This window comes from Brasilonema octagenarum UFV-OR1 (assembly GCF_963888615.1).
GTDB lineage: Bacteria > Cyanobacteriota > Cyanobacteriia > Cyanobacteriales > Nostocaceae > Brasilonema > Brasilonema sennae.
The window spans coordinates 1-20,795 of the sequence record NZ_CAWPKW010000282.1 but is presented as its reverse complement, the minus strand read 5'-3'; the positions used below and the strand labels follow the sequence as shown (position 1 = coordinate 20,795).

The window sequence follows — 20,795 nt, the reverse complement described above, 5'->3', positions numbered from 1 at the left end:
GTTACGAACTGAATTCAATGTATATAATATTGAGGCAAAGAAGATCCTTAATTTAGAGAGAGAGAAAGATGGAAAACTATGTATGTTCTGTCTGCAATTACGTATATGATCCAGAAAAAGGCGATCCAGATGGTGGTATAGAACCGGGGACAGCGTTTGAAGACATACCAGATGACTGGGTATGTCCTGTGTGTGGAGCAGGAAAAGATTCTTTTGCTCCAAAATAATAAGCAATTATTCACTGCAGTGATACTGCAATACCCCTTCAAAATGCTCAACCGTGGGAAATGGGTCGTAGAAATGGTGGAGTAACTGCTTCCATTGATCATATTGAGGTGACCCACGAAAACCAGTAGTATGGTCTTCTAAGGTTTGCCACCGGACAAGAAGCAGATAGCGGTTTGGAGCTTCGATGCAGCGGTGGAGTTCATGCGAGATGTATCCTTTCATTGAAGCAATGATAGGAGATGCTTTGGCGAAAGCGGCTTCAAACTCGTTCTCCATACCGCTGGGAACATTGAGTATTGCAACTTCTAGAATCATAAAATCTTGTTTTTTAATACCAACCACATTCTGACGTAGTATATGGCTTATATTCGTTAGGAACGACTTGTTTTTGACCAGCAAATTTCTTTCCATTATAACCGTCATCAAAACCACGACTAAATTCTCCACCAGCAGTACGCGGCTTGTAGTTGTTTCCTCTTGTTGCACTCTGTTTTCCTTGACGGTAGCCATCAGCATAAGCTTGAGGATGATACGCAGGATCTTCGTCAACAAGCCACTGAGTGGCAGGATAGCAAGAATTTATTGGACGTCCAAAATACGGATAGTATCCATATGGGCGAAAGTGATAGTAACCGCGAGAGTGAGCTTCAACTGCTTGATTGTTAAGTAAAAATCCACCAGCAGTGGCTAAAACGACTAGACTAGCCGTAATAATCTTTTTCATAGTTTTAGTCTCAAATGTTAATTAAGTATTTATATCTTTAAGATATCGCTCCAAATCTTTAGGCAACATCACCTGATAGTATGAGCAAACCGTTTATTGATAAAGAGCTTTTCATCTGACAACTGCTACCATAAACATTTGAAGCGCAATACTAAAGGAAATTACCAATTGGACTGGACCACTTGCATGGGGTGTTTTGGCAGCAATATCAGGTTCTATAACTGGTTTATTTGGAGCTGCATGGGCATCATATTGTGACCATATTTACTCACAAAGAGAGTCTCAAACAGCTTGACTCAACGTATATGACTTGGCTAAGTTTATATGCACCAGAACTCATAAGTCAAAACAGAGATCCAAGTACCAACAGAGGTTTGTATTTGCACCTGCTGTTACATGGTGGTTTAATGGCAGTTACTCTAAGTGTAAAAAACTTTTTATGATTAACCGCCGTAATTTTCTTTTAAGTTTAGCTGCTACCCCTTCAGTATTTGCCTTTCCCTTTCAGTTGGCAAAAGCAGCAGGTAAACCACTATTGAAACCCAAGCGTTTGCAGCCAGGATCTATTGTGGGTATTGTTGCTCCTGCTAGTGCAGTTTTTGTCCGTGAAGAACTTAATATTGTCATAGATGCAGTCAAGGGATTGGGACTTGTCCCGCGACTGGGACCGCATCTACTTGAACGATATGGTTATTTAGCAGGTAAAGATAAAGACCGTGCTGCTGATATTAATCAGTTTTTTGGTGATTCCTCTATCGCCGCCATTTTACCAGTTCGCGGTGGATGGGGATGTAGCCGGATGCTACCTTATCTTGATTACCAGCGCATTCGCAAAAATCCCAAGATTCTAGTTGGTTTCAGTGACTTAACTGCTTTAATTCTCGGATTGAATGCTCAAACAAATCTGGTGACATTTCATGGTCCTAACGGATTAACCTCTTGGAAAAAGACTCAAACAGATTATTTTCGCCGCGTTTTATTTAACGGTGAAGCTGTAACTTTTCAAAACCAAAAAGATGGCGATGATTCTGATCGTCTCATGCAGGTGAAATATCGCAAACAAACTATTACTTCTGGTAAAGCAAAAGGTCGGCTGATTGGCGGAAATCTTTCTGTTTTATCCGCCATTGTAGGTTCTCCTTATTTACCCGATTTGAATGGTGCGATTCTATTTTTAGAAGACACTCGCGAAAATATTTACCGCATTGATCGCATGATGACTCACTTGAAAATTGCGGGTTTATTTAATAAACTTGCAGGTTTTGTGTTTGGACAATGTTCCGATTGTTTGCCAGACGCTGACTATGGTTCTCTCACCTTAGAAGAAGTTGTGTGGGATCACATTCAACCACTCGGCATTCCTGCTTGGTATGGTGCGATGATTGGACATGGTGTTGAAAATATGACATTACCTATTGGTTTAGAGGTAGAAATTGATGCTGATGCTGGGACAATTCGGATGTTAGAACCTGCGGTGGAATGATCAGCCTGTCCATTCACATTATTCGGAATGGTTCTGATTTTTGAGTGAAATGAATTGGCAGAATACTTTCTACATTTTCAGGGGGATTAGGAACAATGTAGTGGGTAATGACCGTACCACCGTTAGATTGGTTATTACCAGCTTCAATACCAGCTTCAACTGCTCTTTCTACCTCAGCTGTGTGTCCCCGAACAGCAACTAACATGCGAGCGCTTTCCGCTAATCCATAATAAACAATGGTAACTGCAGCAGCTTTTACCATTGCGTCCGCTGCTGCTAGCACAGCCGGAAAACCCTGAGTTTCTATGACTCCAACCGCCATTGGCATGGCTTAACACCCCTTAATGAAAGATTGGTGATCATAATTGTACAAGAAAGCACAGTGAACAGTGAACAGGGAACAGTGAACAGTGAACAGTGAACAGGGAACAGGGAACAGGGAACAGGGAACAGGGAACAGGGAACAGGGAACAGTGAACAGGGAACAGGGTTTCTTGCGCTAGTTAAATGCTCACAATTGTGAATTTAGAAGTTTTTACTCCCAACTTCAAATTCTCTTGACCTCGAAAATCTTAAGAAAGTCTTAAATTTCATTGAGCTTTACATATTCATCATTCTGTCGATAGATAAATTGATTCAATCTCATACAAAATAATAAGAAAACTCACTAAATTTCATAAAAACTTATGATTTGTTAAGCAATAATAAGTAAAATCACGATTCCCAACGTAAGCAAGCACATTCAGGCTAGAGTTCACGCATATGGATACTTCACAGTTGTTAGATGGGTTGCGGGTGCTGGTGGTAGATGATGATACCGATAATCTTGATTTGATTAAGGTTATTTTTGAAGAGTACAACGTTCAAGTGACTGCGGTGACATCAGCAGGGGAAGCCCTTGAAGCAATTACGCAGTTAAAGCCAAATATTCTGATTAGTGATGTTGCCATGCCTGATGAGGATGGCTATTCACTGATTCAAAAAGTTAGAAACCTTGCAGCCGCAGTTAGCCAGATTCCTGCAATCGCTTTGACAGCACACGCCTCTGAAGAAGCAGGCGCTCTTGCTCTGGATGCAGGATTTTCCATAAGATTAGTTAAACCATTTGACCCTGACGATTTAATTACAGTGGTTTCTAAGCTCGTTTTAATTGCTCAATACGATCTTTGTCCTGTCTGCACCAATAAACAACTATCCTTTATCGAGTGGGAATCACTCAACAAAATTAGGTTTCATTGTCGCACCTGTAAATGGAATGAGAGTTACGGGTTAGACAAAGCGAAAGTTGCTGGATTTATAAATCGATACCACTTTAAAAATAAAATGGATGGTTTAAACAAGCCTATTTTAGGGGAGCCACTCAAAAACAATGCCTAAGCGAGTCTCTTTATTTTGTTTACTATTTTGCTGTTCAATATCTGTTGATATACGGATGCTTGAGGTAAGAGCATAACCGACTGATATTGTTGTTAAACCAACTTCTTCTCCAGTACCCAAACCAACCCAACTTTGGGTTAAAGAAATATCTCCTGCACCACCGCGAGACAACACCAACAATAGTTTTGCACCAAGATTCACTCCATTTGTGGAGTAGCTGTCAATTTCCAGATGCCGATAGCCCACCACAGGTGTAATATTGATGTAGCTACCCAAAGGACGCAGATAATAATGCAAGTCCGCACCATAAATCTGGCGTTGACCATTGAACACCGCTTGATATTCACCACTGACTGTTAAACTAGTACGACCAATAAACAGGTCCTCCACACCAATATTCACCCCAAATGCTTTCTCAGAAGAAAAGTAAGAAGACCCCACTCGTATCTTGGTAGAAAAACTAGGGTCATTCTTGATATCTTCCAACACGTTAGGTACTTGACGCCGCCAACGTTGCAAAACTGGACTATTTTTAATAATTTCTGGACTAATATCTAAATCCTGGGCATTTTTTGAAGGTGTATCACACAAAACAGGAGCTGTGATCACAAACAAATTCACACCCACTCCAAAGCATAAAGCTGATAACAGCCTTCTCATTGTTTTGCGCCTCTGTAATTCATAAAAAAAGTGGCTCTGTATAATACAGAACCACTTAAGTTTTAGCAAAAGCTTACAACTTAGTGAACAGTTGCTTGGATTTTAGTAGCGTCAATTGGTTTAAGGAAATACAACCGCGAAATCTGCCAAGCGTTGGAGATGTAATAGGGCAGCTTTTGGAAGAATTGGAGGAATTTGGGAGTCTTTGAGGTAGCGATCGCCGTCAACTTCTCGTTATTCTTCACACAAACTTCTAAGCGCTGATAAAACTCAGGATGCTCAACATCCAGTATGACTGGGAACACTCTTCCCGCAGTTTCATTGGTCTTTTCAATCACGTAGATGTCATATTCTCGTGCATCTAAACCAATTGATTCATAGAAGTCTTTGCGCTGGACGTCGTTAAGGTACATCGTCGCAAACACCGACAGCAGGAAGAACCGACTCCACAACCGCGCCTTCCAATCATTTAACATTTGCGGCTGGGATCTCATGATCGCATCAAAGAAATCCCCGTGGCGGTTTTCATCCTGACACCAGTTCTCAAACCAGCGGAAAATCGGATAAACCCGGTCTTCTGGATGTGCTTCTAAGTGGCGATAAATTGTGATGTACCGCCAATAACCAATTTTTTCCGACAGATAAGTCGCGTAGAAGATGAATTTTGGCTTAAAGAAGGTGTAATTACGGCTCTTGGTCAAAAACCCTAAATCCAGCGCCAGATTGAAGTCCGACAGCGCTTTGTTCAAGAAGCCAGCATGACGCGCTTCATCCCGAGACATGAGGTTGAAACATTCCGCCAAAACAGGACTCTTGTCCTTTAAGCGACGACCGAGTTCTTTGTACAGCAAGAAGCCAGAAAACTCTGCCGTACAGGAACGCTCTAGAAATTCGACGAACAATCGGCGAGTTTCCCCGTCAATATGATCCCAGGATTGTTCAAACTCGGCATCCCGAACAAAGTGATGACGGTTGTAGTCACAACGAAACTCTTCCAGAATGGCTTTCAACTCATCTTCGTTTGGTGAGATGTCCATTTTTGCCATCTCATCAAAGTCGGTCGTGTAGAATCGGGGTGTCAGTAGGGTTTCTTTGGCTGGGATTTTAATCCCGGACCGCATTTCTTCAAAGCCTGGTTTTTTGAGGGAATCTACCATGTCTTGATTGCCACGAGTGTCTTATTATCTTGAGTGCCTGCAAAAGTCAACAGTAATACTTTTACCCTTACGGGAAAGCCTGAGCCGGCACAAGGGAAACCGTCCCTTTATGCTACCTCACCGCCTGTAGGACTGGACTCACAAGGCACGGTATAACGACAGTATTTTATTCGTTTAGTTAAGTGTACCAAGGTGTAGGGCGACAACAGACACTTCATACGTTAAGAGTTGCAACAACACTTCAATTTTTCGGGAAATCCTTAATTAAGGATGTGTAGCTTGTAATAGAAGCTCATGCGAACTCAAATCATCCAGTTGAATCAATCCACTGGGTGAAGTAAGGTACGCATAAACCAGTCATATTGTAAATATATCGGAGCCTTATTGTTTTTGTAGCAACTGTAACATTATAGACCAGTAAATATTTAGTTTAGTTATTTTAAGAATGAGAACTATCCAATCGCGCTCGTTGCTTGTAACGCGGTTGCTTTGCTCAGTTGTGGTGATATGAAAACTCAAACAACTCTGGCAGCCCATCCTGATATGAAAAAAATAAAGTAGGAAAATTGTAATTAGGGAACAAGAGTAAATTAGAGGGGATAAAAACAAGATGAAAGCAGAAAACAGTAATAATAACAAAGACCATCAAGAACGTCTTCTTGTCTCCTACATCTTGAGTGGCGGACTTTTTTTTGGATTAGGCGGATTACACCGTTTATACAACGGTAAGATCGGGACGGGTGTATTGTGGTTGTTAACTGGTGGTGTGTTTGGTATCGGACAGTTTGTAGACTTGTTCATTATCCCAAATATGGTAGATGAACAGGAAATGAGACTCAGAGCAAAAGCAGGTTTATCACCATTGGGTGTTCCTTTGAATCAGCCAGCTGTTGCTACTCAACTTTACCGCTCTCCTCAGGAAAAACTAACGATGGAATTGCTTAAAGCTGCACAAAGAAGGGGCGGTCAACTCACTGTTACTCAAGCAGTTATGGAAACAGGCGCTACTTTTGCCGAGATCGAAGCTGTTTTCAGAGAAATGTTGAAGTCAGGTTATGTAAAGATAGACAACGACCCCGAAACTGGAGCCGTTACCTACCATTTCCACGAACTAAATTAATTTCTACCCAACCACTTTTGACCGTTCAGGCGCTGCATGAGTCCATAAACTAGTAAGTCAAGAGTGACTTTGCGTTCATCAATTAAGAATGACTCAAGAGTACTGGGCTTTTTACCTTCATTGCAGGAAAAAGCCTTTTTCCCTTGAATATCTTCTTGTGTAAAATACAGGTTAAATTGACGTAAGCCGTTCTGCCAAGTACCGATAATTTGCCAGCATTCCTCAGACTTGTCAAAACCAACGATGGAAATTTTTTGCTTGGCAAAATTCAGCGCTACATCTTGCACTCCTTCTTTGGCGATCGCCTTTTGCACAGCTGGTAAGTAATCTTGCTGGATAAACTCTGCAAATGGCTTATCCTCAACAGCCGGTGCTTTCTCTTTTTTTGCCTTGGCGGCTGGTTTTTCTCCGGCTTCACCTTTAGCTGCTGGCTTATCTCCAGGTTCTTTAGCTGGTTTGTCTTTGGGTTCACCTTTAGCTGGTGGCTTATCTTCTGCTTCGGCTTTAGCTGGTTCTGCTGGCTTTTCGCCTTTGGGTGCAGCACTCGTTGTTTTTCCAGCATCCGGATTCGCTTCTGAGTTCGCCGATGCTGGTTCAGGCGCATTTGCAGAAGGAATGTCTGTCGCTTCGGGTGAGTCTGTACTGGGAGCGTGTTCTTCAGCGACACTGGGGGCCTGCTTATCTACAGTGCTGGGAGCAACTTCCCCAGCTTCATTATGATTTGTTTCTTCTGCCATTGCTCAGCTCTATCCTTTGTCTTGCTATTAGAACTCACAAGCGTGGTTAAGTCACTTTCATTTTGACACAGCCACGCCTCCCAATAGCGATGGCATTTTCTGGTAACCAAAGCCATGCTCCTACAGAGCCACAAATCCATTCAAATTCCAAAATCATTTATTCAAAATAATTCTTTTGACTTTTGACTTTTAAATTTTGAATTTTGAATTTTGAATTGTACTAGCCTCCAGCCACTGCTGGGACAATGCTTACTTCATCACCATCATTCAATGGTGTATCTTTTCCTTCCAAAAACCGGATATCTTCACTATTGACGTACAGATTCAAAAACCGCCGTGGTTGTCCAGCTTCATCGCATAAGCGCGACTTGATACCAGGACAGTTTTCTTCTAAAGAGTCAAACAGTTGTGCGATCGTGTCACCTTTACATTCTAAGGTGGCTTGGTTATTGGTGAATTTTTGCAGAGCAGTAGGAACTAAAACTTTTACAGTCATAAATCCGGAGGGAGAGTCGTGAGTTAAGAGTTGTCATTTGTGATCAGTTTAGAACTTTGAACAAATGACTCATAATTAATGATTAAACCAAAACTTGCTGCCATTCTAGGCGATCCAGTGTCTGGGAACGCTCTAGCGCTCGTTCAAAGCTATCAAGTTTTGCCTCGATTGTTAGAGGTTCGCCAATGTAACCTTGTACCGCTTCTTGGGTTTTCAAGCCGTTTCCGGTAATATATACCACGGTGGTTTCATCTGGGTTAATCTTACCAGCTTCTGCCAACTTTTTCAGCACAGCAACAGTTGTTCCACCAGCGGTTTCTGTAAACATACCTTCTGTTTCTGCCAAGAGCTTAATGCCTTCGATAATTTCACTATCCGTGACTGATTCTATATGACCACCAGTTTTCTTGGCTAGTTCTACAGCGTAGACACCATCTGCTGGGTTACCAATTGCAAGAGATTTGGCAATGGTGTTGGGTTTGACTGGCTTGATAAAGTCGCGTTCTTCCTTATAAGCTTGAGCGATGGGTGAACATCCCTCAGCTTGTGCGCCGCTAAATCTAACATCTTTTGCTTCCACCAAACCAACTTCAACAAATTCTTGGAAACCCTTGTAAATTTTCGTGTATAAAGAACCAGATGCTAAAGGTGCGACAATGTGGTCAGGTAGCTCCCAGCCAAGTTGTTCTGCTACTTCAAAGCCCAGTGTTTTAGAACCTTCGGAGTAGTAGGGACGCAAGTTTATATTGACAAAACCCCAACCATGTGTATTTGCGACTTCCGAACAGAGGCGGTTGACTTGGTCGTAATTGCCCTTAACAGCCATGAGAGTTGGACTGTAGATCAGGCTACCTAAAATTTTTCCAGCTTCTAAATCAGCAGGAATGAACACGCAACAGTCCAAACCAGCGTGTGCCGCGATCGCAGCAGTAGAATTTGCTAGGTTACCAGTGCTAGCGCAAGAAACTGTCGTGAAACCTAATTCCCGTGCGCGGGTAAGCGCAACTGATACTACCCGATCTTTGAAGCTGAGGGTAGGCATGTTGACGGCATCATTCTTGATATACAGCTTATTTAACCCAAGGCGACGTGCCAAGCGATGGGAACGAACCAACGGAGTCATACCAGTTCCCACATCAATGGGGTTCTCACTAGCCACAGGTAAAAACTTACGATAACGCCAGATAGAGTTTGGTCCGGCTTGAATTGTTTGACGGGTGACTGTGGAACGTAGGGCGCTGTAGTCGTAGGTTACTTCCAATGGACCAAAGCAGAACTCACATACATGAAGAGCCTTGAGTTCATACTCCGCGCCACATTCCTTACACTTCAAGGATTTAAAAGTGGCTGTGGTGGCTTGGGTGTTGGTGGTTGTCGCCTGTGTCATAAGTCTTCCCTGGATGTCCGTCAACTTAGGATTGATGTTACCACGAGCGTTTTTGCTCGTCAAACATACCCGACCTTTTTTGTCGGGTTTAATAGAACTAAGACTTACGCAAGAGTTGCCAAAGAAATTGTGAGATTACTTCCTTACGTCGCAACGGGTGCAACTACGTTATTTTTGCGTAAGTGCTATCAAAGATAGTTATTGAAGAAGAATTCAGCAACTCCTGATTCAAAAGTCAGTAAGGCAATCAGTAGGGTATGGGGACGCCTAAAGGCTCATGGGGATGAAGCTAAGTGCATAAGTCGTTGATACTCACATCTATATAGAAAGTGGGGATGAAATAATCTTTTTTGGTACTACCAATCACAAAGTTGGTTGTCCTCAAGCTAGATGGCTACTTACCAATGGGTGTAAGGATACCACTTTCAATTCCTGAAAAGGACACCGCATTTTTTCAAATCCATAAGGATTGAAAGAAAACACGCCGTATAAGTATGTAATAACACACTTATATCTAGCCTGTTGCGACAGTTAAAGCAAAGCCTTAAGTACTTTGCTGATACATAACTGGTGACAAAAATTAGACTGCTCACTTAATAATTTCTTCTTAACTTTATAACTTCAGATACAAGGTCGTTACAGGTGATGCAATCTTATCACGTGAAAACTCTATTAAATACTAGGATAAAAAATGACTAATTTTTTACTGATAAATGAGAATCAGGAAACTAAAAACCTCTTAGTAAAATGCTTGGAGACAGCAGGGTTTGAGGTGATTGGCACAGAAAATAATCTTGTTCGTATTCAGCTAGTACAAGAGAAATTGTCTACAACTGAGTCAAGTCAAAGATCAAATACTCCTCAGTTTATATTTCCATCTATTCCCCGACTGCGTGACGTCTTCGAGTTTATCGAATTGAATTATCATCAAAGTATTAGCCTAAAAGAAGTCGCTCAAGCGGTTGGTTATTCCTCAGCTTACTTAACCAACTTGGTACGAAATATTACTGGAAAAACCGTCAATGATTGGATTATTGAGCGTCGGATAACCCAAGCATGCACCTTACTTTTATCAACTAACGACTCCGTTAATCAGATTGCTTTACAAGTAGGCTATCAAAATATCAATCATTTTTACTCTCAGTTTCGCAATTACCATAAAAATACTCCCCATGCTTGGAGAGAAGCACAGCGTTGTAAAGTCAGTCATAACAAAGCACTGCAACCATTAGAAGGTATTGCTAGTTAAATAAGTCTTATATTCTGTTAGCACGAGGCTTGTTTAGCTTACGTTCCTGTATTTCCTCAATTATCAAGCACGCTTATTTGTAGATTTATTAAGTTGTGAATAAAAAGCAGGAGTAAGCGATCGCTTACTCCTGCTTTTTTATATAAGTTTTTCATATTAAGCATTTCTGCATACTAAAAAACGATAGTTTTTGAAACTAGCAAAATTATGACTATCTAAAAATAATTAATTAGCACTTGTCTTGAGACCTAAAAATAGTTAATTACCAATCGATATTTGAAAGGATACTATTTGTATAAGGAAACAATCAAAGGATTAAAAAATAATCCATTCTTTAAGGAGTAACGAGCAATTTATGTCTACATACAACCCCGAATACTACCCTAACGCCTGCGAATTCACTGTTCCCATTAAACTGAACATTCCAATTTTCATCGAACCTACACTGGCAATTAAAGCTGTTGAGGCTGTGAAGGAGAAAGTACGTGTCTATCTCGAACCAGATATCTACCTTCAATCAGAAGTAACGGCGACTCCACCTGTTTGTGTTCCTCAAAATGGATATAACAAACAGCAGCTGCCGGCTTCACAGACCCAAGCATAATCATAACCTTAATAGTCAATTACTTGACGTTAAGTCGTTAATTCTTGGTTTTGCATTGTTTATTCTAGATAGTTTTTTTACTACCTAGAAAAAGGTGATCAGGAAACTGATCACCTACTTTCTTATCCCAAAATTATAAATACACAAACTCTAGAATTTATTACAACTTATGTCTACACTCCCCGATTCCACACAAAAACGCAAACTTAATGTCTCTATGATGTTAAAGGTGCCTATCAATTTTGAAATAGAAGTCTTGGGAGTACCGCCGACAAACTGCCACAAAGCTGAGGATAAAAAAGAGGAGAAAAATTTTTATAACCTCATAGGAGATTCTAAGCCAGAAGTTGTTATTAATGAGGCGAATCTAGCAAACCTTGATGAAGATAGTCAAGCTTTAGTCACTCAACTTGTAGATCAGCTTGAGCAAACAGGCAAGATATTTTCTACGTTGTCCCAAACCCAACATGAGCAAGACAATCCAGAAAATTATGAACAGGGAATTGCACAGAAGCCCCAATCTGTAAATACTTTGTTATCTAAGGAAGACTTTGCAGTTATTCAACCACAAACTCCACCGCATAACAAAAAAATTATCGGACGTGCCTTGGACTCAGTCAACGATGGTTTTACCCTTGTCGCGAATATTATAGGAACAGTTTTGTTTTTAGGCAAAGTTGCTAATTATAGCTGGGAGTAGAGTTCCTTACCCGCCACTCACTGGTGGAATTAACACCACCTCATCGCCGTCTTGCAAGATGCTATCTGGTTCAACAAATTGCAAATTCACGCCAAAGCGGGTAAAATCCCGCAATTGAGTTAGTTCAGGATGTTCACTCAGCAGGCGATCGCGCACCACAGCAACTGGTGTATCCTCAGGAAATTCCAGTACCAGTTCAGGAACTCCGTAAGCTTCTTGGTAAGCAGCAAACAATTTAACGGTAACGGTAATTTCAGACATAAAAATAGAATATAAATCGCTAGGGTAATTATCTTTCCCTAGCTAACAACTTGAGCAAAAAACTAGTATACAAACAATCATTCAATCAGTGAACAGTGAACAGTAAACAGTTAACAGTGAGTAGGGAACAGTAAAACTGATAACTGGTAACTGATAACTGATAACTGTTAAAGAACCTCAAAACATATTTTCTAACATCTGGAAATCACGCTGTACCTCATCCCATAAAGACTTATTATAAGGGTCTGTTTTTAGGGCTTTTTTGAGGTAAATTCTTGCTTTGAGAGGCTGTTTTTCTGCAATCAGCGATCGCCCCCAAATTTGATAAGAAATAGCTTGCCACTGACGCACTTCTGCATCTTCTGGTAAACGTTGTGCTAAGGCTTCCGCTAAGGATATTGCTTGTGGGAAGCGTTTTTCTTTCAAAAACTGCTGTAACTGCTCGTAAGTCCTCCACTTCAACCGCTGTTCTATTTCCGAAAAACTGGGCGGCTTCGCTTTCTCTTTTAACTTTTCCTTCGTTGCTGTTTGAGGACGCGTTGCTCGTGTTGGCTGATTTTCGACGACTGGTGATTTATTAGAAGGCTGTGCTGTCTCTTGTTGCGGAATTTTATGCAACAGTAGCTTGTATGCCTCAGTCACGGCAATAAACTTTTCTTTTGCTTTTGTGTCATCTGGATTGATATCAGGATGATACTGTTGCGCCAATCGGCGATAAGACGCTTTGATGTCGGCGAAAGAGGCTCCTGACCTTAAACCTAATAAACGGTAGCAATCTTCAAGATCCATCTTGAGTTATTAGCAATGGCGAGTGTCGGCTATCAGCTTAATGCCTAAAGTTTAAATCATAAAGACTTCAATTCTAATTTAAAGTTCGTACTTCACAGTTTTTTGACACCCTGCCATGCCTAGAAGGGGGGAGTGGAGAAGATTTTTCTCGCTTATCTTCGTCATCCCCACAGCAGCCGCCATGAGTCGAGGAACCGACTCATGGCGCTCTGCCTCCTCATCCGGACTTCACGACTAACGTTCTTCAATCACACGGTCAATCAAACCGTATTCCTTTGCTTCTTGAGCAGACATCCAAAAATCACGGTCTGTGTCTTTTTGAATTTTTTCTATGGGTTGACTTGTGCGAGCAGCTAGCATTTCATTAAGCTGCTGCCGCATTCTCAGAATCTCCCTAGCTTCAATCTCAATATCGGTGGCTTGCCCTTGAGCACCGCCTAGAGGTTGGTGAATCAGAATTCGGGTATTAGGCAAAGCCAAACGTTTGCCTTTGGTGCCAGCTGCTAGCAGGAACGAACCCATAGAAGCTGCCATCCCGACACAAATTGTGACCACATTTGCTTTAATGTGCATCATAGTGTCATAAATGGCAAGACCTGCTGTCACCGAACCTCCAGGGGAGTTGATGTAGATACTAATATCCTTGCTTGGGTCTTCGGAATCCATGTAGAGTAATCTGGCAATGATGGCATTAGCCATACCGTCGCTCACTTCTCCACTCAGGAAAATGATGCGCTCCAAAGCAAGGCGTTCGTAAAGATTAATCCACTGGGTATAAGGTTCCCCAGGAAAGCGAAAAGGGACTCTAGGAATACCAATCGGCATAAGATTCTCTTGTTTTTAACGAATAATAAGATTTAACGAGGAACAGCAGCAGCCAATGCTTGAGGAAGTTCTTTGGTACTTTCTAGAACCCGGTCAATCAAGCCGTATTCTTTGGCTTGTTGGGGTGTCATGTACAATTTGCGATCTAAATCTTTGGCAATTCTCTCCGTAGGCTGCCCTGTATTCCGTGAGAGAATATCCAGGATCATTTGCTTGTTTTTTAGCACTTCTTGTGCTTGGATTTGAATGTCTGTCGCTTGAGCGTAGCCAGTACCACGTTTCGCTTGGTGCAGAACAATCGACGCATTCGGTAAACTAGCACGGTGTCCCTTCGTTCCAGAAGAGAGAATCATCGCCGCTGTACCCATAGCAAAACCCAGACAGATCGTATTGACTGGTGGCTTGATGTATTTAATGGTATCACAGATGGCAAAAGCTTCTGTTTCAGATCCTATGGCATCACCAGTGTACCAAGAAGTGCCCGTGGAGTTGATGTAGATAGAAATGGGCTTATCTGGATCTTCATACTGTAGGTACAGAAGCTGAGCAATAATAAGTTCTGTTACGTCTACTCCCAGTTGCTGCTTATACTCATCTGGTGAAACCAAGGGCAAGCCCAAGTATATGATACGTTCTTTTAACATTAGAGAAGGTAAATCTGGCGGCGGTGTTCGGTAGAAGCTGTCGCCGCCGTAAGCCGCTTGCACAGCCTTGATGATGGAATTTTCCATAGCAACTGTTGCCTAAATTCATACCATTAACTGTAGTACATCCTAGCGCTATGCTTGCTCGCTTGCAGGTGTGGATTTCTCTCTAGGGTATAAGGTTCCAAAGAAGTTAGGGTATAAAGGAAAGTACAAAAAGTATTTTATTAGCTTATTTGCTCGCCTAGTTTATTGGGAAAATTATTTAAAGTTTTTGTTGGATAAGTTTTCCGAAGTGCTAATACTGTACTTTGAAGTTATTTATAAATATGTATGGTCAGTTTAGGAATCTTGGGGGGTTATGAAGGTTAACTTACAGCCTGCTCTCAATGATGGCAACTTGGATGCCAGTCAAACCAACAGTCAACGTCAGTTGGCAATTTCCATTTCTGCGATCGCACAAGATCTGGATCGCAATGTTCCACTGAATTTATGCCTAGTTCTCGACCATAGTGGTTCCATGAATGGGCGACCTTTAGAAACTGTCAAAAAAGCAGCGATTCGTCTTGTTGACAGACTGAATCCTGGCGATCGCCTCAGCATTGTTGTTTTTGATCACCGTGCCAATGTTTTAATCCCTAATCAAATTATTGAAAACCCAGAGCGAATTAAACAGCAAATTAATCGCCTTTCTGCCGATGGTGGAACTGCTATTGATGAAGGTTTACGCTTAGGTATTGAGGAATTGGCTAAAGGAAAAAAAGAAACAATTTCTCAACTTTTTCTTTTAACTGACGGTGAAAATGAACACGGTGACAATAACCGCTGTCTGAAATTTGCACAGTTGGCTGCTAGCTATAACTTAACTTTGAATACTTTAGGATTTGGCGATAATTGGAACCAGGATGTTCTGGAAAAAATCGCTGATGCTGCAAGTGGGACTTTGTCCTACATTCAGCAACCCGATCAAGCAATAGATGAGTTTAGTCGCCTTTTCAACCGTATTCAAACAGTAGGATTGACGAATGCTTATTTACTATTTTCTCTGGTACCTAATGTACGCTTTGCAGAACTAAAACCTATTGCCCAAGTTTCCCCAGACACCATAGAATTGCCAGTGCAACCAGAAGCGGATGGACGTCTTGCTGTGCGCTTGGGAGATTTGATGAAAGATGTGGAACGGATCGTTTTGGCAAATATTTACTTGGGACATTTGCCACAAGGTAGACAGACGATCGCCAGGTTGCAAGTCCGCTACGATGATCCAGCCCAAAATAAAACAGGGTTACTTTCAGAAAACATCCCAGTTGAAGCGAATGTGGTACAAGGCTACCAACCTTCAGCGACTCCTCAAGTGCAGCAACATATTTTGGCGTTAGCCAAATATCGGCAAACACAACTAGCAGAAGCAAAATTGCAACAGGGCGATCGCGCTGGTGCAGCAACAATGTTGCAAACTGCTGCCAAAACTGCCCTGCAAATGGGCGATAAAAGTGCAGCAACGGTGTTGCAAACTTCTGCCACTCGCCTACAAGCTGGTGAAGAGTTATCGGAGAGCGATCGCAAGAAAACTAGAATTGTGTCCAAGACTATTTTGCAGGATTCTTAGTTTGTCGGGCAGGCAAAAGCCTGCCTTTAGGAGAAATGAACCGCAGAGAGCGAATTTGCGGTGTGGATGTTCCTCCCGCACTCGTTCGCGGTGGACGCACCAGAAAGCAGAGAAAGAGAAAACAAAAGAATGAGAATTACAAGGATTCATCATATAGCTGTTATTTGTTCTGATTATGATCGCTCTAAGAAGTTTTATACAGAAATTTTAGGTTTCCCTATTATTAATGAAACATACCGTGCTCAGAGAAATTCTTATAAATTAGATTTAAAGGTAGGAGAAAATCATCAAATCGAGTTATTTTCTTTCCCTAATCCTCCAGAAAGAAGCAGTAATCCAGAGGCATGTGGTTTAAGGCATCTGGCTTTTGAGGTTGATGATATCGAGCAAACGGTTAGTTATTTAGAATTGAAAGGGGTAGAGGTGGAAGATATTAGGATCGATGAAATAACTGGTAAAAAATTTACTTTTTTTAAAGATCCAGATAATCTACCTCTTGAGATTTATGAGCGGTAAGGGAATTTGAGCGATTTTTAACGCAATTCCACGGAATTCCCCTCCCTGTTCCCTGTTAAGCGTTCCCTGTTAAGCGTTCCCTGTTCCCTGCTCTACTAATGCTTTTTCTTTGCCTTCCACGTTCCGCCATAAACATAAAACGGATTATCCTGACTCACGTGTTGCCAACATTCAGGACAAACAAAAATCCAATCTCCATCTACTTCACACTTTACCCGATAAAGAGTCGGTGCAGCCAAGCTGCACCGAGCACAAAGTTTAACTCGAACTGGACGTGCCATTGCCTTCATGCTAATGCTGAAGCTTGGGGCTTAGCGAAAATCATTCTTCCTGCGGAAGTCTGTAAAGCACTTGTAACAACGACTCGGAGTTCGTTTCCTACATAATTGCTACCTTCCTCAACGACAACCATTGTGCCATCATTTAAATAGCCAATGCCTTGACTGGGTTCTTTACCTTCTTTGAGAATCTTAAGGTCAATGTTGTCACCAGGTAGATAGGTAGGACGCACTGCGTTCACCAAATCGTTAACATTCAATACAGGTACTTTTTGGACGCTAGCAACTTTGGATAAGTTGTAGTCATTGGTTAGCAGTGTAGCGTTGATTTCTTGAGCAAAACGCACTAGCTTAGCATCAACTGTGGTAATATCCTCATAATCAATTGAGTTGATCAGGATACGTTCAGGATATGCTGCCCGAACTCTGTTGAGAATTTCTAGTCCTCGTCTTCCGCGTACTCGCTTTAGATCTTTGTTTGCATCTGCTACTTGTTGCAATTCTTGCAAGACAAACTGCGGCACGATAATTTGTCCTTCTAAAAATCCAGTTTCTAGCAGTGTTTCAATGCGACCATCAATAATACAACTGGTATCTACAACTTTAGTGTTGGCAGGTTTGAGAGTTCCCTCCACAACCATTGTTTCCACAGTACTGGGATTAATCAACCTTAATAATCCACGTCCGTGGCTATCTGCTAAATTCATACCAGTGTAGGACAGTATGATACTACCAACAACAGCAACCAGCGGTTTTATAAAACTAAAATCTGCTGGAATTGGTAGCAAAAACAGAGGCGCAAGCATTAAGTTTGCTATCAACAGTCCAATGACTAATCCAATGGCACGAGTTAAAATAACTTCAAGTGGTAGTTCTCGGACTTTAGCCTCCAAGCGACGATATGCTGTTTGGAAACTTAATCCAAATGCACCCCCAAATATGGCGGCAAAAATAGCGACAACCAGGCGTAAAGCTTCCATGTTAGAAACTTTGGAGAGTGCCGCAGCAGGTAACAGATCCGTGCTGTAGTAACCTACGCCCGCCGCTGCTAGGATGAATGAGAAAATAATGATGGCATCAAACATTGTTGTATGGCTTTCCTGCAACTGTAGTTAATTGAAAAACTCAAGTATTTTTTGTTTCCTCGGTTGTGGAAATTTCTAAGCATTTACAGTCATACTAAGCGCTTAGTATGACAACATCTGCAATCATTATAACCAAAGACTTTTATGCTTTATCTTTTTAATCTTTTTGTTGTAAAACGATAAAAAAATATAAATGACATAATTTGGGTAAATTCGTCATTGTGTCAAACACAATTTAAATCTTTATTAAGATGATTCAAAAAGTTTCCACTTCTAGCATTCCCAGTTCTGCTTACATTCATATTCCCTTTTGTAGAAGGCGATGTTTTTACTGTGATTTCCCTGTATCCGTTGTGGGGGAGCGTTTGCGAGGTGAAACATCTGGCACTATCTCCCAATATGTTAATGTGCTATGTCAAGAAATTGCCATCACGCCTGCCCTAGCTCAACCATTGATAACAATTTTCTTTGGCGGTGGAACTCCTTCTCTTTTGTCTACAGAACAGTTAGGACGGATATTGGAAGCGCTTGACAATCGGTTTGGTGTATCTGCTGGGGCAGAAATTTCGATGGAAATGGACCCAGGTACCTTTGATTTGGTACACTTACAAGGCTACCGCAGTGCAGGCGTAAATCGGATAAGTTTAGGTGTACAAGCGTTTCAAGAAGACTTATTGCAAGCTTGTGGGCGATCGCACTCCGTCTCTGATATATTCGCAGCTGTAGACTTAATTCGGCAGGTGATGATTCCCGAATTCAGTATAGACTTAATTTCGGGTTTACCGCATCAGACTTTAGATAGGTGGCAGGAGTCTTTAGAAAAAGCGGTTGCGATAGCACCCACGCATATATCAATATACGACCTTACGATTGAGCCTGGAACAGCTTTTGGTCGTTACTACAAAGCCGGGGATCAACCTTTACCAACTGATGAAACTACAGTCAAAATGTACCGCATGGCACAGAAAATTTTGACTGGTGCAGGTTACAACCATTATGAAATTTCCAATTATGCACAGCCGGGACATCAATGTCGCCATAATCGAGTTTATTGGGAAAATCGCCCGTATTATGGCTTTGGTATGGGTGCTGCAAGTTACGTAGAAGCAAAACGCTTCACCCGTCCGCGTAAAACGAAGGAGTATTATCAGTGGGTGCAAGATGGCGGTGTGATTGATTGTGAAGTCACATCACCAGATGAAGTTTTATTAGAAACTTTAATGTTGGGGTTGCGTTTGGCAGAAGGTGTGAGTTTGACAGTTTTGGCGGAACAGTTTGGGGAAGAGAAGGTAGAGAAGATTCACGAGTGTTTGCAACCATACTTTGATAAAGGTTGGGTGGAAGTTGTGCAACAAAGGTTGCGGTTGACTGATCCCGAGGGATTTTTATTCTCTAATGTGGTGTTGGCGAAGTTGTTTAAGGAGTTGGGCGAATAAAGTGAAATTGCTAGAATACAAGATAAATGCGATACACAAGTGCGGCAGATGCTCAGGCGACTTTGGCAGTGGCTCAAAAGGTTTTTTCAGCGGTTATTTGGCAGTAAGCAATCTCCTCAGACGGGGGAACAGACGAAGGTAGAATCACGCAGACAGCCGACAGATGCTGAGTATGAAACGTTGTTCCTTCAACTGTTGGCGGGTGTGAATGAGGGCTGGAGTCGCGGACGGGTAAAAGGTTTTTTGGATGCAAAGAATATCACTCAGGCTGCTTTGGTGGAGTGGTTGCGGCGCTTTGGGGAAAGATTGTTGGTATCAAGTGCTGAGAATACAGAGTTAGCTGAGCGTATGGTGCGGTTGAGAGAGTTGAGTGTTGGGGAAGTGGGTGAGGTGGCGGGTGAGATTGGGAGGCGGTTGTTGGGGAGGGGAGGAGAAACGAACCGCCAAGACGCCAAGAGCGCAGAGGCAAGAGAGGAGGGAGAAGCAGAAGCTTGGTTTGACAGAGGTAATGAGCAATTTGATGCTGGGGATTTTGAAGGTGCGATCGCATCCTACGACAAAGCCGTTGAATTCAAACTCGACTACCATGAAGCTTGGAACAACCGGGGCGGGGCGCTTTTTAACTTAGGGCGATTTGAAGAAGCGATCGCATCCTTTGACAAAGCCGTTGAATTCAAACCTGACAAACATGAAGCTTGGGACAACCGGGGGTTGGCGCTTCGTAACTTATGGCGAATGGAAGAGGCGATCACATCCTACAACAAAGCAATTGAATTCAAACCCGACGACAATGCAGCTTGGAACAACCGGGGCGTGGCGCTGTTTAACTTAGGGCACTTTGAAGATGCGATCGCATCCTACGACAAAGCCGTTGAATTCAAACCCGATTATCATGAAGCTTGGAACAACCGGGGCAATGCGCTTTCTGAGTTAGGGCGATTTTCTGATGCAATCGCATCCTACGACAAAGCTATTGAATTCAAACCCGACAAACATGAAGCTTGGTACAACCGGGGCAATGCGCTGGTTAACTTAGGACGATTTGAAGATGCGATCGGATCCTACGACAAAGCTATTGAATTCAAACCCGACGATGATGCACCTTGGTACAGCCGGGGCGTGGCGCTGGGTAACTTAGGGCGAATTGAAGAAGCGATCGCATCCTACGACAAAGCTATTGAATTCAAACCCGACAAACATGAAGCTTGGATTAACCGAGGTTTTGCTGCGGGAAGTTCAGTGAGTTGTGATCCCCTGCTGGCTTTTATGAGTGCAATTGCTAGAAACAATCCCCATCTTAACCAGCGCGGCTATGAAGGTAAATTGGCAAGCTATGAGGAAGGTTTGAAGTATTGTCACCAACATCTTGCATCTGCGGCTGAGTACGCCCAGAACTCAAGTTCTGGGCTAATAAACCAAGTCCGTTAAAA

At 42.1% G+C, this 20,795-nt stretch carries 25 protein-coding genes; 11 read left to right on the top strand and 14 right to left on the bottom strand.

Annotated features, from left to right (window positions below):
• Positions 1–68 precede the first annotated feature (68 nt).
• Positions 69–227: a rubredoxin gene (rd, locus tag AC5590_RS24275; RefSeq protein WP_169265944.1), complete on the top strand. Its 159-nt coding sequence runs from the start codon at positions 69–71 to the stop codon at positions 225–227.
• A 7-nt stretch (positions 228–234) separates the two neighbouring features.
• On the opposite strand, the gene AC5590_RS24270 is transcribed toward rd, so the two are convergent.
• Entirely contained in the window at positions 235–543 is a 309-nt protein-coding gene (locus AC5590_RS24270; protein ID WP_169265943.1) for an antibiotic biosynthesis monooxygenase family protein, read from the bottom strand.
• Positions 544–556: 13 nt separating this feature from the next.
• Positions 557–952: a hypothetical protein gene (locus AC5590_RS24265; RefSeq protein ID WP_169265942.1), complete on the bottom strand. Its 396-nt coding sequence runs from the start codon at positions 950–952 to the stop codon at positions 557–559.
• A 439-nt stretch (positions 953–1,391) separates the two neighbouring features.
• On the opposite strand from AC5590_RS24265, the gene AC5590_RS24260 reads away from it, so the two are divergent.
• The gene (locus AC5590_RS24260; RefSeq protein ID WP_169265941.1) at positions 1,392–2,435 is read left to right on the top strand and encodes a S66 peptidase family protein; all 1,044 of its coding nucleotides are present in this window, start codon (positions 1,392–1,394) and stop codon (positions 2,433–2,435) included.
• A gap of 13 nt (positions 2,436–2,448) precedes the next feature.
• On the opposite strand, the gene AC5590_RS24255 is transcribed toward AC5590_RS24260, so the two are convergent.
• Entirely contained in the window at positions 2,449–2,763 is a 315-nt protein-coding gene (locus AC5590_RS24255) for a BMC domain-containing protein (protein WP_169153698.1), read from the bottom strand.
• Positions 2,764–3,212: 449 nt separating this feature from the next.
• On the opposite strand from AC5590_RS24255, the gene AC5590_RS24250 reads away from it, so the two are divergent.
• A complete protein-coding gene (locus tag AC5590_RS24250) occupies positions 3,213–3,812 on the top strand; it encodes a response regulator (protein ID WP_498824032.1) in 600 nt (199 codons plus the stop codon).
• On the opposite strand, the gene AC5590_RS24245 is transcribed toward AC5590_RS24250, so the two are convergent.
• Positions 3,783–4,472, bottom strand: a complete 690-nt coding sequence (locus tag AC5590_RS24245; protein ID WP_169265939.1) for a hypothetical protein — start codon at positions 4,470–4,472, stop codon at positions 3,783–3,785. The genes AC5590_RS24250 and AC5590_RS24245 overlap by 30 nt on opposite strands.
• An 80-nt stretch (positions 4,473–4,552) precedes the next feature.
• Positions 4,553–5,629 carry a magnesium-protoporphyrin IX monomethyl ester (oxidative) cyclase gene (acsF, locus tag AC5590_RS24240; RefSeq protein WP_169265938.1) on the bottom strand — a complete coding sequence of 359 codons (1,077 nt, stop codon included), beginning with the start codon at positions 5,627–5,629 and terminating at the stop codon, positions 4,553–4,555.
• A 610-nt stretch (positions 5,630–6,239) separates the two neighbouring features.
• Here acsF and AC5590_RS24235 point away from each other — a divergent pair.
• Positions 6,240–6,749, top strand: a complete 510-nt coding sequence (locus AC5590_RS24235) for a TM2 domain-containing protein (RefSeq protein WP_169265937.1) — start codon at positions 6,240–6,242, stop codon at positions 6,747–6,749.
• Here AC5590_RS24235 and AC5590_RS24230 read toward each other — a convergent pair.
• The 3 genes from AC5590_RS24230 to thrC all read right to left on the bottom strand — a co-directional run bounded on the left by AC5590_RS24230 (position 6,746) and on the right by thrC (position 9,369).
• Positions 6,746–7,486, bottom strand: coding sequence for a DUF2996 domain-containing protein (locus AC5590_RS24230; protein WP_169265936.1), 741 nt, complete (start codon positions 7,484–7,486; stop codon positions 6,746–6,748). The two genes, AC5590_RS24235 and AC5590_RS24230, sit on opposite strands and share 4 nt — an antisense overlap.
• 220 nt (positions 7,487–7,706) lie before the next feature.
• On the bottom strand, positions 7,707–7,982 hold the full coding sequence (locus tag AC5590_RS24225; RefSeq protein ID WP_169265935.1) for a MoaD/ThiS family protein: 276 nt from the start codon (positions 7,980–7,982) through the stop codon (positions 7,707–7,709).
• A gap of 82 nt (positions 7,983–8,064) precedes the next feature.
• Complete coding sequence (gene thrC / locus AC5590_RS24220) at positions 8,065–9,369, bottom strand: threonine synthase (protein ID WP_169265956.1); 1,305 nt, start codon at positions 9,367–9,369, stop codon at positions 8,065–8,067.
• Positions 9,370–10,060: 691 nt separating this feature from the next.
• On the opposite strand from thrC, the gene AC5590_RS24215 reads away from it, so the two are divergent.
• The 3 genes from AC5590_RS24215 to AC5590_RS24205 all read left to right on the top strand — a co-directional run bounded on the left by AC5590_RS24215 (position 10,061) and on the right by AC5590_RS24205 (position 11,922).
• Positions 10,061–10,618, top strand: coding sequence for a helix-turn-helix domain-containing protein (locus AC5590_RS24215; protein WP_169265934.1), 558 nt, complete (start codon positions 10,061–10,063; stop codon positions 10,616–10,618).
• Between the two features lie 355 nt (positions 10,619–10,973).
• The gene (locus tag AC5590_RS24210; RefSeq protein WP_169265933.1) at positions 10,974–11,222 is read left to right on the top strand and encodes a hypothetical protein; all 249 of its coding nucleotides are present in this window, start codon (positions 10,974–10,976) and stop codon (positions 11,220–11,222) included.
• Positions 11,223–11,391: 169 nt separating this feature from the next.
• Positions 11,392–11,922, top strand: a complete 531-nt coding sequence (locus AC5590_RS24205) for a hypothetical protein (protein WP_169265932.1) — start codon at positions 11,392–11,394, stop codon at positions 11,920–11,922.
• A gap of 6 nt (positions 11,923–11,928) precedes the next feature.
• On the opposite strand, the gene AC5590_RS24200 is transcribed toward AC5590_RS24205, so the two are convergent.
• The 4 genes from AC5590_RS24200 to AC5590_RS24185 all read right to left on the bottom strand — a co-directional run bounded on the left by AC5590_RS24200 (position 11,929) and on the right by AC5590_RS24185 (position 14,528).
• On the bottom strand, positions 11,929–12,183 hold the full coding sequence (locus AC5590_RS24200) for a MoaD/ThiS family protein (protein WP_169265931.1): 255 nt from the start codon (positions 12,181–12,183) through the stop codon (positions 11,929–11,931).
• A gap of 177 nt (positions 12,184–12,360) precedes the next feature.
• Complete coding sequence (locus tag AC5590_RS24195) at positions 12,361–12,972, bottom strand: J domain-containing protein (RefSeq protein ID WP_169265930.1); 612 nt, start codon at positions 12,970–12,972, stop codon at positions 12,361–12,363.
• 234 nt (positions 12,973–13,206) lie between these two features.
• Positions 13,207–13,797, bottom strand: a complete 591-nt coding sequence (locus AC5590_RS24190; RefSeq protein WP_169265929.1) for an ATP-dependent Clp protease proteolytic subunit — start codon at positions 13,795–13,797, stop codon at positions 13,207–13,209.
• A gap of 32 nt (positions 13,798–13,829) precedes the next feature.
• Positions 13,830–14,528, bottom strand: coding sequence for an ATP-dependent Clp protease proteolytic subunit (locus tag AC5590_RS24185; protein WP_169265928.1), 699 nt, complete (start codon positions 14,526–14,528; stop codon positions 13,830–13,832).
• A gap of 274 nt (positions 14,529–14,802) precedes the next feature.
• Between AC5590_RS24185 and AC5590_RS24180 the strand changes: the two genes are divergently transcribed.
• Both AC5590_RS24180 and gloA2 read left to right on the top strand, forming a co-directional pair.
• The gene (locus AC5590_RS24180) at positions 14,803–16,050 is read left to right on the top strand and encodes a vWA domain-containing protein (protein WP_169265927.1); all 1,248 of its coding nucleotides are present in this window, start codon (positions 14,803–14,805) and stop codon (positions 16,048–16,050) included.
• 129 nt (positions 16,051–16,179) lie between these two features.
• Entirely contained in the window at positions 16,180–16,566 is a 387-nt protein-coding gene (gene gloA2, locus AC5590_RS24175) for an SMU1112c/YaeR family gloxylase I-like metalloprotein (protein ID WP_169265955.1), read from the top strand.
• A 95-nt stretch (positions 16,567–16,661) separates the two neighbouring features.
• Here gloA2 and AC5590_RS24170 read toward each other — a convergent pair whose 3' ends face one another.
• On the bottom strand, positions 16,662–16,847 hold the full coding sequence (locus AC5590_RS24170) for a DUF8622 domain-containing protein (RefSeq protein ID WP_169265926.1): 186 nt from the start codon (positions 16,845–16,847) through the stop codon (positions 16,662–16,664).
• Between the two features lie 5 nt (positions 16,848–16,852).
• Positions 16,853–17,929 carry a PIN/TRAM domain-containing protein gene (locus AC5590_RS24165; RefSeq protein WP_169265925.1) on the bottom strand — a complete coding sequence of 359 codons (1,077 nt, stop codon included), beginning with the start codon at positions 17,927–17,929 and terminating at the stop codon, positions 16,853–16,855.
• 251 nt (positions 17,930–18,180) lie between these two features.
• On the opposite strand from AC5590_RS24165, the gene hemW reads away from it, so the two are divergent.
• Together hemW and AC5590_RS24155 are read left to right on the top strand one after the other, a co-directional pair.
• Positions 18,181–19,365 carry a radical SAM family heme chaperone HemW gene (gene hemW, locus AC5590_RS24160; protein WP_169265924.1) on the top strand — a complete coding sequence of 395 codons (1,185 nt, stop codon included), beginning with the start codon at positions 18,181–18,183 and terminating at the stop codon, positions 19,363–19,365.
• Between the two features lie 48 nt (positions 19,366–19,413).
• Positions 19,414–20,793 (top strand): tetratricopeptide repeat protein, encoded by a 1,380-nt coding sequence (locus AC5590_RS24155; protein WP_169265923.1) that lies wholly within the window; start codon positions 19,414–19,416, stop codon positions 20,791–20,793.
• Positions 20,794–20,795 lie beyond the last annotated feature (2 nt).